At 35.7% G+C, this 15,386-nt stretch carries 14 protein-coding genes and 2 pseudogenes; 11 read left to right on the top strand and 5 right to left on the bottom strand.

The annotated features are described in order from the left end of the window. Positions 1-11 precede the first annotated feature (11 nt). The 4 genes from V179_RS0109355 (at position 12) to V179_RS0109340 (ending at position 3,307) form a co-directional block, all read left to right on the top strand. Positions 12-722 carry a pirin family protein gene (locus tag V179_RS0109355; protein WP_028391205.1) on the top strand — a complete coding sequence of 237 codons (711 nt, stop codon included), beginning with the start codon at positions 12-14 and terminating at the stop codon, positions 720-722. Between the two features lies 1 nt (position 723). Beyond that, entirely contained in the window at positions 724-996 is a 273-nt protein-coding gene (locus V179_RS0109350; protein WP_028391204.1) for a hypothetical protein, read from the top strand. Between the two features lie 456 nt (positions 997-1,452). Beyond that, entirely contained in the window at positions 1,453-2,052 is a 600-nt protein-coding gene (locus V179_RS0109345) for a nitroreductase family protein (RefSeq protein ID WP_028391203.1), read from the top strand. Between the two features lie 175 nt (positions 2,053-2,227). After that, entirely contained in the window at positions 2,228-3,307 is a 1,080-nt protein-coding gene (locus V179_RS0109340; protein WP_028391202.1) for a maleylacetate reductase, read from the top strand. 258 nt (positions 3,308-3,565) lie between these two features. On the opposite strand, the gene V179_RS29095 is transcribed toward V179_RS0109340, so the two are convergent. After that, on the bottom strand, positions 3,566-3,775 hold the full coding sequence (locus tag V179_RS29095) for a hypothetical protein (RefSeq protein WP_028391201.1): 210 nt from the start codon (positions 3,773-3,775) through the stop codon (positions 3,566-3,568). A gap of 592 nt (positions 3,776-4,367) precedes the next feature. Here V179_RS29095 and V179_RS29090 point away from each other — a divergent pair. Together V179_RS29090 and V179_RS27645 are read left to right on the top strand one after the other, a co-directional pair. Continuing rightward, positions 4,368-5,093: a cell wall hydrolase gene (locus V179_RS29090; protein ID WP_051404906.1), complete on the top strand. Its 726-nt coding sequence runs from the start codon at positions 4,368-4,370 to the stop codon at positions 5,091-5,093. A 76-nt stretch (positions 5,094-5,169) separates the two neighbouring features. Next, the gene (locus tag V179_RS27645) at positions 5,170-5,727 is read left to right on the top strand and encodes a L,D-transpeptidase (protein WP_051404905.1); all 558 of its coding nucleotides are present in this window, start codon (positions 5,170-5,172) and stop codon (positions 5,725-5,727) included. A gap of 576 nt (positions 5,728-6,303) precedes the next feature. Here the strand turns inward: V179_RS27645 and ycaC are convergent. Beyond that, complete coding sequence (gene ycaC, locus V179_RS0109320) at positions 6,304-6,930, bottom strand: isochorismate family cysteine hydrolase YcaC (protein ID WP_028391200.1); 627 nt, start codon at positions 6,928-6,930, stop codon at positions 6,304-6,306. Positions 6,931-7,118: 188 nt separating this feature from the next. Between ycaC and V179_RS27640 the strand changes: the two are divergent. After that, positions 7,119-7,506 (top strand): annotated as a pseudogene (locus V179_RS27640) (VOC family protein); the annotation flags it as partial. A gap of 258 nt (positions 7,507-7,764) precedes the next feature. After that, positions 7,765-8,376, top strand: a complete 612-nt coding sequence (gene wrbA, locus V179_RS0109310; RefSeq protein ID WP_028391198.1) for an NAD(P)H:quinone oxidoreductase — start codon at positions 7,765-7,767, stop codon at positions 8,374-8,376. Positions 8,377-8,561: 185 nt separating this feature from the next. On the opposite strand, the gene cdaS is transcribed toward wrbA, so the two are convergent. Next, positions 8,562-9,185: a sporulation-specific diadenylate cyclase CdaS gene (gene cdaS / locus V179_RS0109305; protein ID WP_028391197.1), complete on the bottom strand. Its 624-nt coding sequence runs from the start codon at positions 9,183-9,185 to the stop codon at positions 8,562-8,564. Between the two features lie 332 nt (positions 9,186-9,517). Here cdaS and V179_RS29975 point away from each other — a divergent pair. Beyond that, a pseudogene (locus V179_RS29975) lies at positions 9,518-9,898 on the top strand (DUF2179 domain-containing protein); the annotation flags it as partial. A gap of 361 nt (positions 9,899-10,259) precedes the next feature. Next, positions 10,260-10,901, top strand: a complete 642-nt coding sequence (locus V179_RS27630) for an isochorismatase family protein (RefSeq protein WP_034300955.1) — start codon at positions 10,260-10,262, stop codon at positions 10,899-10,901. A 683-nt stretch (positions 10,902-11,584) separates the two neighbouring features. On the opposite strand, the gene V179_RS0109285 is transcribed toward V179_RS27630, so the two are convergent. Beyond that, positions 11,585-12,847: a glycosyl hydrolase family 18 protein gene (locus tag V179_RS0109285; RefSeq protein ID WP_028391196.1), complete on the bottom strand. Its 1,263-nt coding sequence runs from the start codon at positions 12,845-12,847 to the stop codon at positions 11,585-11,587. Positions 12,848-13,085: 238 nt separating this feature from the next. Between V179_RS0109285 and V179_RS0109280 the strand changes: the two genes are divergently transcribed. Further along, on the top strand, positions 13,086-13,406 hold the full coding sequence (locus V179_RS0109280) for a 2Fe-2S iron-sulfur cluster-binding protein (protein ID WP_028391195.1): 321 nt from the start codon (positions 13,086-13,088) through the stop codon (positions 13,404-13,406). 618 nt (positions 13,407-14,024) lie between these two features. Here V179_RS0109280 and brnQ read toward each other — a convergent pair. After that, positions 14,025-15,365 carry a branched-chain amino acid transport system II carrier protein gene (brnQ, locus tag V179_RS0109275; protein ID WP_028391194.1) on the bottom strand — a complete coding sequence of 447 codons (1,341 nt, stop codon included), beginning with the start codon at positions 15,363-15,365 and terminating at the stop codon, positions 14,025-14,027. Positions 15,366-15,386 lie beyond the last annotated feature (21 nt).

Genomic DNA, 15,386 nt, shown 5'->3' with positions numbered 1-15,386 from the left:
AGGTGAAAGTAATGATTCAAATTATTCCAGCAACATCTCGATTCTCTGTTAAAAATGAGTGGTTGGAGAGCAATTTAAGTTTTTCATTTGGTGAGTATTATGATGAAACGAATATTCAATTTGGTCCCCTTCGTGTTTTTAATGATGATACGATCCAACCTGGAAGAGGATTTGGCATTCATCCCCACAGGGAAATGGAAATTGTTTCGATTGTATTAAAAGGTCAACTAAAGCATGAGGACAGTTTGGGGAGCAGTGGACATCTTAAATTTGGAAATGTTCAGCTAATGAGTGCAGGTACTGGTTTGTTGCATTCTGAAATGAATCCTTCAACGGAAGAGGAATCAAGCTTTTTACAGTTATGGTTTTTCCCTGACCAAAAACAATTAACTCCTTCTTATCAGGATATTACATTTAATATAGATGCAATGCATAATGAGCTATTACCAATTCTTTCTTCAAATCCAACCGAAGGAACGGCAAAAATTCATAGTGATGTTACCTTATACTTATCGAGGTTAGATAATGGACAAGAGCTTTACTTCAAACAAGATCGGGGCAGAAAGATGTATGTCTTTGTTATTGAAGGTGAACTTGTTTTAAATCAGGAATTTGTTGTAAGCCAAAAAGACAGTGCACGTATTTCTAATGAACAGGAACTTACAATGAAATCAAATCAAGAATCATTCATTTTATTTATGGATTTAGCAGGTGGTGAATAAAATGTTAATGATTCGTCATGCGATTGGAAGTCGTTTATTTTATCAAACAGATGATTATAAAATTCAGCCTCATGAAGATAAATGGATCATTTCTATTTCTATCCCAGAGATTCATGCAAAAGAGATTTTGAAATTTAAAGAGGAATTAAATTTATTTGATGTAGAGGAAAACCAAAAGACGTGGTATTACTCTTCAGATGATCATGTTGTTTTTAACAAGGCTAAGGATCAGTTTATTATTTCCACAGACCATAAAACTGTGTACCCGGTTTAAATGAGTTAAGTCCTCGATCGATTAGTATCAGTCAGCTCCGATCGAAGGATCAGTTATTCAGCCAAGAAGACTTATAATAATTATTTTCAAGAGGATAGTATTAGTTTTTATTTTAAGGCTGAGTTAAATAATATTGTTGTTAAAAATAAATTTGGCTATTCGTTACATTACCGATTTTCAATTTAAAGACCTATATATAAGTATTTGGTAACAAGCAAAGTAGAAAAAAATTAAGATAATAAAGCATTCTTATTAGGAAATAAGGGTATTTTATTAATGGTAAGATAACACTTACTAAAATTATGGCATAAGATCCGAGGAGAAGCTGATACCAAAGCAAGTTATTTGACAATAAGTTCTCATTGTTATAAAATTACATTGAATTCAAGACATGTTATATAAAGATATATGAATTCGAGATTACGGATTGGAGGAATACTTGTTATGACAAAAACACTGACAACAGATTTTTACACTGCACTTAAAGAAAGACGTTCAATTTACGGAATCAATAAAGATGTACAAGTATCAGATGATAGAATTAAAGAAATTGTAGAATTTGCTGTGAAATATACGCCTTCAGCTTTCAATTCTCAAACTGCGCGTCTTGTTGTATTATCGGGCGAAGCTCATAATAAATTATGGGACATTACAACTGAAACATTAAAAAAAGTGGTTGGTGATGGAGATTTTTCAGCAACTCAACAAAAAATGAATTCTTTTAAAGCAGGATATGGAACCGTATTATTCTTTGAAGATGAAGCGGTAGTTAAATCACTTCAAGAACAATTTACCCCTTATGCTGATAACTTCCCAATTTGGTCAAACCAAGCATCAGGTATGCACCAATTAGTTGTATGGACAGCATTAGAAGCAGAGGGACTAGGAGCATCTTTACAACACTATAATCCGCTAATTGATGATGAAGTGAAAAAAGAATGGAATATCCCTGAGAATTGGAAACTAATTGCACAAATGCCATTTGGTAATCCAACAGCTACACCAGGTGAAAAAGAATTCCAACCGCTTGAAGATCGTGTGAAGTTTTACAAGTAATCTATAGCTTTATATAGAAGGATCTACTAAACCAGTTTCTATATCGGAACTGGTTTTTTACAATAGGCTTTAATAGTAGGAAAAAGGTATAAATTTATCCGTAACAGTTAAATACATAGATTGTAGTAAGCGTCTTTTAGAGTTTTGAGAGTGAAAGAAAAGAGGAGGAGCTAATATGAAAAATTTTATTTATGAAGCTTTAGCTACTAGGGTCATTTTCGGGGCAGGGGAAATAAGAAAAGTGCAATCTGAACTGAAAAATATCAGTGTCAAACGAGCACTTGTTATCTCTACACCTGGACAAGAAGAGCTAGCTATTAAAATTTCAAGCTTACTCGGAGACTTATGTACGGGTATTCATGTAAAAGCAGTTCAGCATGTGCCAATGGAAACTGTTCAGAAATCAGTGAAATTGGTAAGTGAGCTGAATATAGACAGTCTTGTTCCAGTTGGCGGGGGATCCTCCATCGGTTTAGCCAAAGCCATAGCTTTATATACTTCTCTTCCAATTGTAGCTATTCCTACCACATACGCAGGATCGGAAATGACGCCAATTTGGGGGATTACGGAAAATGGAATAAAGAAAACAGGGAAAGATGTGGTCGTTAAGCCAAAGTCGGTCATCTATGATCCTGAACTTTCTGTTAATTTGCCCGTTCGAGTTTCGGTAACAAGCGGATTGAACGCAATGGCTCATTGTGTGGAAGGACTGTACGCAGAAAACACCAATCCGATTATTTCGCTTCTTGCTGAAGAGGGAATTCGTGCACTTCATTCAAGTTTACCGTCCATTTTAGTTGACAAGAATGATGTTGTGGCATGCTCCAAGGCTCTTTACGGGTGTTGGTTAGCCGGTACGGTCTTAGGGTCTGTAGGTATGGCGCTTCACCACAAGTTATGTCATGTATTAGGGGGAAGTTATAACCTGCCGCATGCAGACACTCACTCTGTCATTTTACCCTATGCACTCTGGTACAATGCTGCCTATGCACCTGATGCAGTTCAAGCAATTGCAAGGTCACTTGGAACGGAAAAGGATGCCGTGGCTGAGGCTCTTTTTGATCTGAATACTTCCTTAGGTGGTCCAACCTCATTAGCTAAAATTGGAATGAAGGAGACAGATTTAGATCAGGCAGCAGAACTAGCTACCAAGAATGCTTATTATAATCCTCGATCAATTGATCAACAATCGATTCGACAATTACTTGAGTATGCTTTTAAAGGTAAACGGCCTGAAAAAGGAATCGAGATTTAGTCAGAAACATATTATACAATGGATTTATACAGGTTAAGATAAAGAAAAAATGTTGACTTTTTACAACTCTGAAAACACTTCAACAAGAAGTATAATTTTCTTGTTAAAAGAACTGGTGCTTACATACAGTATGATCTTCCACTGTATTCAACGTTAGTGAAGATACCAAAAATTCCAGTTTTCTATCTTTGTAGAAGCTTTACGAGACATACTCTGCGTAATTTTGTGCTGTTCTAATGTTTTTTGATACTGTTTCATTTAATAATGCCAGCCCTGATCATGATGAAGAATCACTTGATCTCGTGGTTGAAGACGCTCACTCGTCTTGTCTAACTTATCGCCAACGAGTTTATAAACTGGTCGTTTCATAACCGTATACGCGATGAATTCACCATTGCACAATCGAGTACTGGCGAAAGATAGCGCTTCTCTCCATATATGTGGAATTCTTTGACGTCTGTAACCCATTTTTGATTCATCTTCTCTTTCTTAAATTGCGTTGTAATATGTTTGGGTAATTTATCTTTAGTTTCCTTTATAAGAACGATATTTCTTCATACGTACCAGACATTTTAAGCCCATTTCATTCATTCATGTTTTGGATGTCGGTAATTGATCAGTTGACGAAAGACTTTTCTTTTAATGGCACATATGATGATGCCTATAAGCTCTATATACTTTCATTTTTTGGGATATAAAATGAGGGATTTGCCAAGGTGTGCTGGTAATAAAGGATATTAATTATTGTTGAACGAACTGGAACTTTAAAATAAACATTACAGGAGTGGGGGAGTATCAACCCATTATGAATTCAAAATAAAAAATCCCATTAATGGAAAAACAATTATCTTCAATTCAAGACTTTTTAAGTTGAGATTTCAACTGATTGGGTTTAAGATATGTTTATGAGTTACAAAAGGTAACCAGTAAATAAAAAGTAGAGAAACTCCGATGAACCTACTTTTATATACCGGACTTTTTGAGCTTTGTTCCCGGGAACTAAGCGTCACACATATTATAAAATTCTAGTTTACATCTCAAATAATAGGGGGAATAGATCATGATTCAATCAGTGAAAAAAACAATTTTAACAGGGGCAACAACAGTAGCGATTTTAGGATCAACATTTGCGTCCATATCAGGTGCGGAAGCTGCTCCTTACCATAATATCAAAAACAAAATAGTGAAAGTGTATAATCAAGAAAACTTCCAAAATCACGACATGAATAGTTACAATCACCATTATTATCATTTAAGAAGTTATACCCAAGCACAAATTAAACAGTATGAACTACGTTTCAAACAATTAGGCTATAACATTTATGACCAGTACTCTATTAAGAATTTTCAAAAGCATTATCATTTACAGGCAGATGGAATTCTTGGTAGAGCCACAATAACTAAATTAATGATGCTAACATACAGCCAATATGAAGTTGACCTGTTAGCACGTACGATTTATATGCAATCCTACAATCAACCATTCAATGCCCAAATTGGTGTAGGAGCTGTTATATTAAATCGTTTGCAACACAGTCAATTTCCTAATACGATACATGGAGTCATTCAAAATGACCGCTATTTTAAACAAGTAACATTTGGTAGATATGCTGATATGACACCTGATGCTAGATATTATCGTGCAGCATATAAAGCGATTCAGGGTGTTGACCCTACTCGAAAAGCTCTACATGTTCAAAATAAGAGTTTCAACACAGCAACTAGCAGCATTTCAATATCAGAGACAGCTGTAGTTACCTATGGACAAACTGTATTTACTAGATAAATAGTTTAACATTCAAGCCCAGCTGTTTTTTGAAGCTGGGCTAGTAAATGAAATTTTATAGAAAGAAGGAAATAAGATGAATAGACTAAGTAAATATATTAAGCCGGTAATGATTTTTTCTTTATTTGTGGGAGGTTTATTAATTACAACTACTTATACTGACGCCGCAACAATTAATGAGGAAAAATTAATCATTATTAATAAGAATACTAATACGTTAGCCTATATTAATAGTCAAAATGAAATGTATACTTTTTCTGTCGCTACTGGAAAATCAAAGAACCTGACTCCAGTAGGGGAATATAGAATTGTAAATAAAATAATAGATCGTCCTTATTATAAAAAAAATATTCCAGGTGGTGTTCCAGAGAATCCCTTAGGACGTAGATGGCTTGGGTTGAACGTTTATGGGACTCCTGGCACCACCTACGCGATACATGGGAATAATAATGAAAGTTTAATTGGAAAATATGTAACTGCAGGTTGTATAAGAATGAAAAACAGTGAAATCGAATGGTTGTTTGAAGAGGTAGAAAATAACACAAAAGTATGGGTCGTAGCTAGCAACCAATCTTTTGAAAAAATGGCTGCAAACAATTTTTCCGAAATAGAAAACCAAGTTTCCCAGAGATAAGAACTATTTTCTTGAACCACTAACAGAGCTATTTTTTTAAAGAATATACAATACAGGACACGATGTGATAAAGTCAAGAAAACTAAAAAACAGCTTAATTCACATATTACAATGAAATAACACATAAAAACGCTTGGAATTTTTCTAAGCGTTTTTAACAATGGTTTTTAGATTGAGCTTGTCCATCTAGTCTCTCTTCGTTAGAAAAAAAGTGGGGTTGTTATCTAATTACTCAAACTTCGCAGACCAAAATCGGCAAATAAGTCTTGATGTAATAGGCGTTACCCCACAACAGAGTGAAATAAGAAAAAGCAAGCCGAGATTACACTGCGGATCATGGAGCCAGAATTTTACCGAGGTGAGGTCTTCCTTCATGATGGGTTAAAAGTATCAATTTGATAATTATTTTTTTCAATTACAGGCTGCAATTGAGGAGTAGATAATCCTAATATTGGAAGACCCTTAACGTTGTAAATCCGCGTTTGTCGGCAGTAGCCCTTTTACTAGATTTAAAGGAAAACAAGATCTATATGTATTGGTTAACCACTGTTGATTTAGTTGTTCTGCTCACCAAGATCACTCTGAGCCCCCACCCATATAACTCCCGATTACATTTTGATAACCTGGAAGTTGGCTAGCAAGAAGTGCGCCGAAACCTTCGCTGTCGTTACGCCAATCGCGTTGTAATTCGCTCGCCACGCTAAACCAGTTCATGAGCTGCGCTCCAGCATGGGCCATGCGCATCAGCGCGGCGTTCGCCACCTGTTGGCTAAAGGTTCCAGAAGCATCGGTTACAACGAAAGCTTCATAACCCGCCTTTAGAGCGGAAAGTGCCGGAAATGCGACACAGACATCGGTAACCACACCCGCTATGATAAGTTGCTTTTTGCCAGTAGCCTCGATCGCCTTAACAAAATCTTCGTTGTCCCATGCATTAATTTGGCCTGGACGAGAAATCTTTGGCGCATTTGGGAAGAGATCGACAAGCTCCTGCATGAGTGGACCATTTGGACCATTCTCAAAACTCGTAGATAGAATGACGGGTAGATTAAAAAATTTAGCAGTTTTCGCCAAAGCTAGGACATTGTTCTTGAACTCGTCTACACCGTAGTCACGAACAAGGCCAGATATAAGGCCAGTCTGATGGTCCACTAGAATAACCGCGGCATTATCTTTGGAAATTCGGGAATAAAGATCGGTCATTTTGTAGTCCTCCTTTCCAAATAAATAAGAAACATAAATAGCTTTGTCTAATCTAATAATTATTATTCATTGGATTGTACATCGATTTATTTTAAATGGGGTATTTTAATTAGTAATTTGAGAAAGTAACAAAAATTCAAACTCAGAAATAAAAGGTATTAATTGAGGTAATGAGATTCCGTTAAAACGGTTCTTATCCATCTCTTGAAGGAGATTACCCTGTTATCCAAGTATAGATGGTAGTGGGGCAGAAGTACATATTGAAACAAGACCAGATTTACCACCATCTCGTATAGGTCGTGGTGGAGTTCATTATGTTGTCTACCGTGTTCCCAATGAAGAAGAATATGATAAGTGGGCACAACATTTAATTGAATTGGGTTGCCGAATTCGGGTAAATTTGAACGTTATTATTTCAAAGCAATATATTTCAGAGAACCGAATGGGATTTTGTTTGAATTGTCCACAAATACACCAGGATTTGCAACAGCCGAACCTATGGAAACGATGGGTGAAAATCTTGCACTTCCACCATTTTTTGAACCAAATCGAAAAGAGATTGAAGTAAAATTATGACCATTAAACCTCGGCTAAATCAAGTTTTATCTTGATATAGGATTTGTAGGGGAAACACGCCTGAAAAAACATTTATGTCTAAACTACAAATGGGGAAATATTACCTGAATGTTTGAATTTGGGTAATGGATGGTAATCTTAAAAGAAGCGACTAATCAGGAGATGGTTTCATTCTTTTGAAAGAAAATGCGAGTGGAATAAACAAGGAAATATATAGACAAACTATTTGAGGATTAACTTAAAAAAGGGGACAAAGAAATGACAAATGTAAAATTAGCAGTTATTTATTACAGTTCAGGTGGTACTAACTATCAATTAGCACAATGGGCAGAAGCGGGAGCTAAAGAAATAGGTGCTGAAGTCAAAGTATTGAAAGTGCCAGAAACAGCCCCACAAGCAGCAATTGATTCAAATCCAGTATGGAAAGCTCATTTAATAGATACAGCTTGTGTTCCAGAGGTGACTCTTGCAGATTTAGAATGGGCAGATGCTATCATTTTCAGTATACCAACTCGTTTTGGTAATGTACCTGGTCAAGTAAAGCAATTTTTAGATACAACTGGTGGTCTTTGGTTCCACGGAAAACTTGCGAATAAAGTAGTTAGTGCGATGACTTCTGCACAAAATCCTCACGGTGGGCAAGAGCAAACAATTTTAGCATTATATACAACTATGCATCACTGGGGTGCGATCGTAGCATCCCCTGGTTATACGGATCCAGTGATTTTCGGATCTGGTGGCAATCCATATGGAACAAGTGTAACAGTTAACCAAGAAGGGAAAATGGTTGAAGATGTTCAAGCTACTGTTAAACATCAAGCAAAACGTACGGTTACAGTTGCAGAATGGGTTAGAAAAGGGAATCAATAAATAAAAGGAATGGGCTAATCGACATAGTTCGATTAGCTCTTATTTTAATTATACATATGATTCTTACAGAACCTCAAATTAGAAATTTAAGAAATAATGAAGAAAAAGTAATTTATTATTTCTATCTATAAGTCATGTCCCTACATTAAGAGTAAAACCACCCCATAAGAGGATGGTTTTACTCTTTAATGTAGGGATTGGGCAGTAGTAATGGGATGAAGCTTTCCATCCATTGCAAAGGAAACTCTGCCTGTCTCCTCTGACACAACCAGAACAAGGGCATCACTTTTCTCTGTTAAACCTAAGGCGGCTCGGTGCCGTGTGCCGAGCTTTTTCCCACTTATAACCTCAGTTGTTAAGGGAAGTACATTTGCTGCTGAAATGATTTGATTACCACAAATCATTACAGCTCCATCATGAAGAGGGTTTCCAGGATAAAAGATGGCTTCTAACAATGCAGGGTTTAATGTAGCTCCTATGGCTGTTCCTTTTTGGATGAAAGAATCGAGAGGATCGCGTCGTTGCACAACGATTAATGCACCATGCTGGCGATCGGACAATCTTTGAACACAGATAGATAGATCTACATATTTATCCGTATAAGAAGATAAATAACAGTTAAGATAAAAAGAAGCAGCGATTGATTCCGTTTGAATAAATTGATCCCTGATTTCTTCCAGCTTCCCTAAGAGACAATAGTTTTCGTTACCAAGTATTTCCAAACTGTTTTGGAGTTCATTAGTGATCTGTTGTAACCCTTCTGACATTTTCTTTTTCATTGGTGAAAAATCGCAATTAGTAACGCTCACTGTTACCAACTCCAATCAATAATCTTTTTTAATATGAACATACTCTTTTTAGCATCTTTAAGGATAGTATCGGCTAGTTTTCATCTTTACAAAGCAGGTAATTTTTTCAAAAATTAATCCACTTTTTAACTGGTATTAGAATCTTTAAATACCTAATTCTTAATTTACTTTTGAGTATTTTACAAAGTGTATATTATAAAAATAAAAACCCAACTCGATTCGTTGTATGCACATTGTAGGGGTATGGGCTGACTAGCTTTTAGGGTATCAATCCCGGTATATCACAATTTAGCAGTCGGGGTTGGTTTGACTCTGAAATGGGGTGCATCAACTTTTTTCTATTAAATGCAATCATTATTTTAACTGCCGGTCTTTTTAATGGGTGCGAAAAAGCTCTTTACACGCTTGTTACTCTATACGCATCAACAAGGGGGTTATTGATGCATTCCTTACAAGCATGAGAAGCTAAGCAATGATTGTTACGTAAAAAACTGATGATTTTAAAAAAAGCCATTCACTCAAAACTTGTTCGAGGTATAACTATTGTCCCAGCAAAAGGAGCATTCACGAATGAATCATAGGACATGTTCATAATTGTCATCACTTGGTATGAATCGTATGATTTGGAAAAGGTAATTAAGGAAGTTTATCCGCAAGCATTTACAAATATCATTCAAACAACTGCTATATTTGGTTTCTTTCGAAAAGATTAGTAAGATACCGACATGATAAAGTTATTCTTTTTTATGGGGTTATTTGTACAGTCATCCTCAAGCAGTAAGTTCTATCGATTCTATTAGTAGTGCGGTATAGTATGCAATCAGCGTGATTTTCTGAAACAAAATTCTGGGCAACATTTATAATGACTGCAAGCATCCTACTTTCAAAATAACAAGTGAGTACATCAATTATGATCGGATTTGTTGGTACGAATGTTGTGACTGACAGCAGGAAACATTACATAACTGCATCTCTTAATAGCTTAGGACAACCAAAAACTATGTTTCGCAATGAGCAAGACCACTGAAAATTAGGAGACATAATATATGACAAAGCAACAGAACAACGTGTTTATTGATCCCGAATGATGCTGCTCTTTTATTGATCGACCACCAAAGTGGTCTGTTTCAAACCGTTAAAGATCTCGATGTGCCCACGCTGCGTAGGAATGCGATCGCCCTCGCAAGATTGGCGAAAGTAACCAATATTCCCACCATTACTACCGATTCTGTCCCAAGTGGACCGAATGGCCCATTGATTCCTGAAATCAAAGAAATTTTGCCAGAGTTGGTGTATGTACCGCGCAATGGGGAAATCAATGCTTGGGACAATCCTAATTTTGTGAAAGCAGTGGAAGCAACCGGTAAAAAAACTTTGATTATTGCAGGCACCCTTACCAGCGTTTGTATGGCATTTCCCACATTATCCGCACTTTCTGAAGGCTATAAGGTGTATACGGTTGTTGACGCATCGGGTAACTGGAGCAAGTTGGCTACAGATGTTACACTTGCCCGCGTGGTGCAAGCAGGAGCAATTCCAATTGATACTGTGGCAGTGATATCCGAAGTTCAGAAAACCTGGAACCGTCCAGATGCAATGGAGTTCGCTGCGATCTTTGGGGATCTAATGCCAAACTATGGTCTACTCATAGAAAGTTACCAAAGAGCATTAAGTGAGGGTCAGACATCTGACGGAAGCAAAAAGGGGGGCGTTTGATTCCTGAAATGTTAATTGTAACGGATACGTTCATCGATGAAATCATCATCGCACAAGATTTAGCCTTTTAGCTTATGATTTGGCTGAGGTGATCCCTGTAATTTGGCTGCTAATGTTTCTTACAAGAGGAAGCGGATAATGCGATTAAGATGGCGATTGATTTCACCAGAGCTCATTGGTTGGTGCTCAGAGAATATAGGCGAAGCAAAAAAAGTTAACACAGCTGGCTAATCACATCAGTAGATGATGCAGTAAATCGGTCTATATATGACTGATTTACTTATCTCAAATTTACCATTACACTATATATTCTGATAATAAACTCCTATTTGGCACAATCTTAGAATATCAATACTTAGAATATTCTGAGCCCCCACAATAGGGAGAAAGGCTTTTGGAATACAAAAGCCTTTCTCCCTTGGCTCTTCATAAAGTTTAGAAAGCTCAACTTACACTTTTCTTTTAATCGATACACATCTTATATGTCCGGAGACATTGATTATTTTTTTACTATAAAAATTTATATTCCGGGTACGTCAGTAGATTAAATTTTATTAATAAATGGTCAAGAAAAAGACCCGCGTAAAACCGTTTTTTCATCGAACTAGTTATTTCTAAAGGTTTCAAAAACTCCGTATTATCTAATTATTACTAAACCGTGTCTATAATTATAGGCATTTGGGTTATCCAATGATTTTTTTTGGAATCATAAATTCATTCACTAAAATAGCAGATTGAATAAATTGTAATCCTAATTGCCAAGCCCCAACGCCTCCTAAACGATAGGTAACCACCAATTGGAGCTTTTGAGCACGCGCTCTAGCGTTTTCAAACCACACAATGTGTCGCTTCCCCGTTTCATCTCGGTATTGATAAAAAGGCTGCTGATATTCCGTAGAATATTGGATTGGTACTTGATATTTCAATGCAGTTTCTAATGCACTAGAAACAGAAACAGCACGGGCACTAGTCACAGCTCCATCAGACATTGTCCAGTCGTACCCATAGCGGGGAACGCCAAGGATAATTTTATTTCCTCTCATATGATTAAGAGCATACTCGATAGTTTGTCTTACCAAACTAATAGGTGCAACAGGTCCAGGGGGGCTACTTGCTTCATGCCAGTCATAGGCCATAATAAAGACAAAATCAACGGCTGCACCAATTCCTCCGTAATCATATCCCTTTAACCAAGAAATATCATCACTTGTTTTAGCCGGTACAGCAACGGATGTATAAAATCCTTCTGGCCTCAATCGTTCACTTAACGAACGTAAGAACCCACTATACAAATCCCTTTCACCTTCACGTATCCGTTCAAAATCAATATTCACCCCAGCATAGTTTTTTGTCTTGACTAGGTTATAGATATTATTAATTAGTCGCTCTCTAATTTCAGGAGAACTTAATACTCTTTTTGTTAATTCAGGACTAAATCCAGTCGGTGTCAAATTCGTAATAACTGCAAGGGGGGCTACCTTATTCTCTCTTGTTATACTAATAAGTTGTTGATCATTTAAAGTACTCAAACTTCCATCTTCAAGAACATGGTACTCGAAAATTCCAAAGTAAGTATTAATCGGTGCAAAGGTCTGAACTATCAATTGATTCTTTTCAGGTGTAGATGGTGTTATATAACTAAAACCTTCTGCTTCATACTTAGGTCTAGGAGGCAAATATAACCTCATTCCCACCGATAAAATATCCGAATGTAAACCGTTATATAGACGTAGAGTTTCAACTGAAGTGAAACTCATTTGGGAAATGGTATATAGTGAATCCCCAGACTGAACAATATACATATTTGTTGGAATGAGTAAATCTTGTCCGGGTACTAATCTATCGGTTTTTAATCCGTTCAGTATGCGAATACTATCCACAGAAATTTGATATTTTGTTGCAATGGAAAACAAGGACTCACCTGTTTTAACTACATAGATAAACATAAATTCACCTCTTTTTCAATATTTAGTTATTGATTCAATTATATGTAACTGTCAATTAAGAATGTCGAGTAATCATTATTTTATTGACAATCAAAAGATCCTCAAATTTCAAATCCGATACCACTATGAATTACATAAAATGCAAATTCGTTGAATTTTGTGTTTTTTATTATCGAGATAAGTGAATACTATGTAAAGGTTTTTCGGTATTCATCAATTAATAAGGGGATGTATTATTATGCCAATCGTAACTGTTTCAGATCATGGATCTTTTGAAGTGGAAAAAGGGAAAAAGTTAGTATTAGCTCTAGAGGATAATGGTGTAGATATTCTTCATCGTTGTGGAGGGAATGCAAAATGTACGACATGCAGAGTAGAAGTATTGGCTGGTGAGTTTTGTGATTTAAGCAATGTAGAAAAAAACGCCTTTTCGGAAAAAGGAATTGAAGATCATTTGCGTTTATCCTGTCAAATTCGTGTGAATGGAGACGTGACCGTTCGCCCCATCATGACAGTTAAAGATTCTAAAATGAATGCTGGCCCAAGACCAGCCGAATAAATGAATTCTGTATTGAAAATAAAGAAAACAACATATCAATTTATTTCGTTTTAAACGATTGTCGTGATCATGTATCCGTGAGACTACTATTATTAAGTATGGTGAGAATCATATTACGATTACAAAAGAACAATTGGTAATGAAAGTACTGAAATTTTTTTTCAGAGTCAACTAGATATAAAAATTTTATACCTTCTAGGTGTTGGGCAAGACGCAGACTAATTTAATAAATATACCAAGAAGATCGTTGAATTAGGTATGAGAGGGAACAGACAGCATTGTGCAATTAATAAAACTTTTATCAGAATCCATTAAGGTAGGTAGCTTGTAAGAGTATTCACAGATTGTCTTTTTACTTATAACATAAAGGTTTATATGTGTTAAATAATAAGGGATTAATAAATTTGAACTTTAACATAAATCTACTGCAACACACATCTCAATGATACATAAAATTTCAAAAAATAATATATATTCTTTAAATAAAATAATAAAATAAAGCACCCTAAAGATGGACATTTTAAGTGTCTATCTTTAGGGTGCTTTTAGAAGTCTTTTTAAATGTAAAAAAAGGGTTACAGTTCGGTCCTAGACCGCCTTTTAGACTGAATTACTTTATTAATCTAATTGGTGATTTAATCCGAATTTCGCTCGTAATACGCTACTGCCATACCCTATGAACCCGCCAACAATAGCAGGAATTATCCATCCTAGGCCTAACTCGTACAATGGCAGAATTTCATTAAAGATATTATTAATTAATAATAAGTGAATACCAGCCTGATTTAAACCATCAAATAAACTAATAATAAATGTAAAAAGTAAGCTACCTTGATAAACTTCAGCTTTCCCTTTAAATAAAGAATGAAAAAATGTTAAGAAAATTAATACAATGGCTAATGGGTAAATAGCTGTTAATACAGGTATAGAAATAGCAATTAACTGTGTAAGTCCAATATTAGCAACTATTGCACTAAAAATAGATAAACTAATAGCGATTGTTTTGTAAGATAGCCTAGGAAATAGCTTATGGAAGTATGTAGAACATGATGAAACTAGTCCTACGCTCGTTGTTAAACAAGCTACTGTTATCATTAATCCTAATAATATCCCACCATAAGAACCAAAATAATACTCCGAGACTTTTGCTAAGATTATACCTCCATTATCTAAATGTCCAAGTTTTTCTACACTTGAGGCACCCATATAAGATAGAGAAGTATAAAAGGTTGCTAGGATAATGGCCGCAATTCCAGTTGCTTTTCCACAAACAATCATTATTTGTTTTTTTGTTTTTGCACCTTTTTCTTTAATAGCATTAATAATCATGATACCAAAAACAAAAGATGCAAGGGTATCCATTGTTAAATAGCCTTCTCTAAACCCATTAAAAAATGGTTGAACTGAGTAATTCTTAACAGGTGCTTGAAAATCACCAATTGGATGAATTAAAGCAACTACTACTAGGACTCCAATAAACGTTAACTTGATTGGTGTTAATACCTTACCAACAATTTCGACAATTTTCGCGGGATTAAGTGAAAAAAGACACGTAATGCTAAAAAATACGATTGTAAAAAGAAGTAAAGGTATAGGACCTGAGTTTTCGGACAAAAAAGGTTTGACACCTATCTCAAAAGAAACGTTTCCTGTTCTCGGAATAGCGAATAAAGGACCAATTGCTAAATAAAGAACAGTTGTAAATACAATCGCAAACACAGGATGTACACGACTGGCTAATGATTGTAAATCATCTTTCCCTGAAAAACCAAGTGCTAATACACCAAGTAATGGTAATCCAACTCCTGTTACTAAAAATCCTGCATTAGCTGACCAAATATTTATTCCTGCTGATTGACCAAGCATTGGTGGAAAAATTAAATTCCCCGCCCCAAAGAATAGAGCAAATAGCATTAAACCAATAACCACTATAAATGAAAATGGTACTTTATTAGACAAACTAAAACCTCCATAAAAATA

The organism is Bacillus cihuensis (assembly GCF_000504145.1).
In the GTDB taxonomy this organism is placed as follows: Bacteria; Bacillota; Bacilli; order Bacillales; family DSM-1321; genus Peribacillus; species Peribacillus huizhouensis.
Note: the sequence above shows the minus strand (reverse complement) of the source record. Positions and strands in the feature narration are given on the sequence as shown.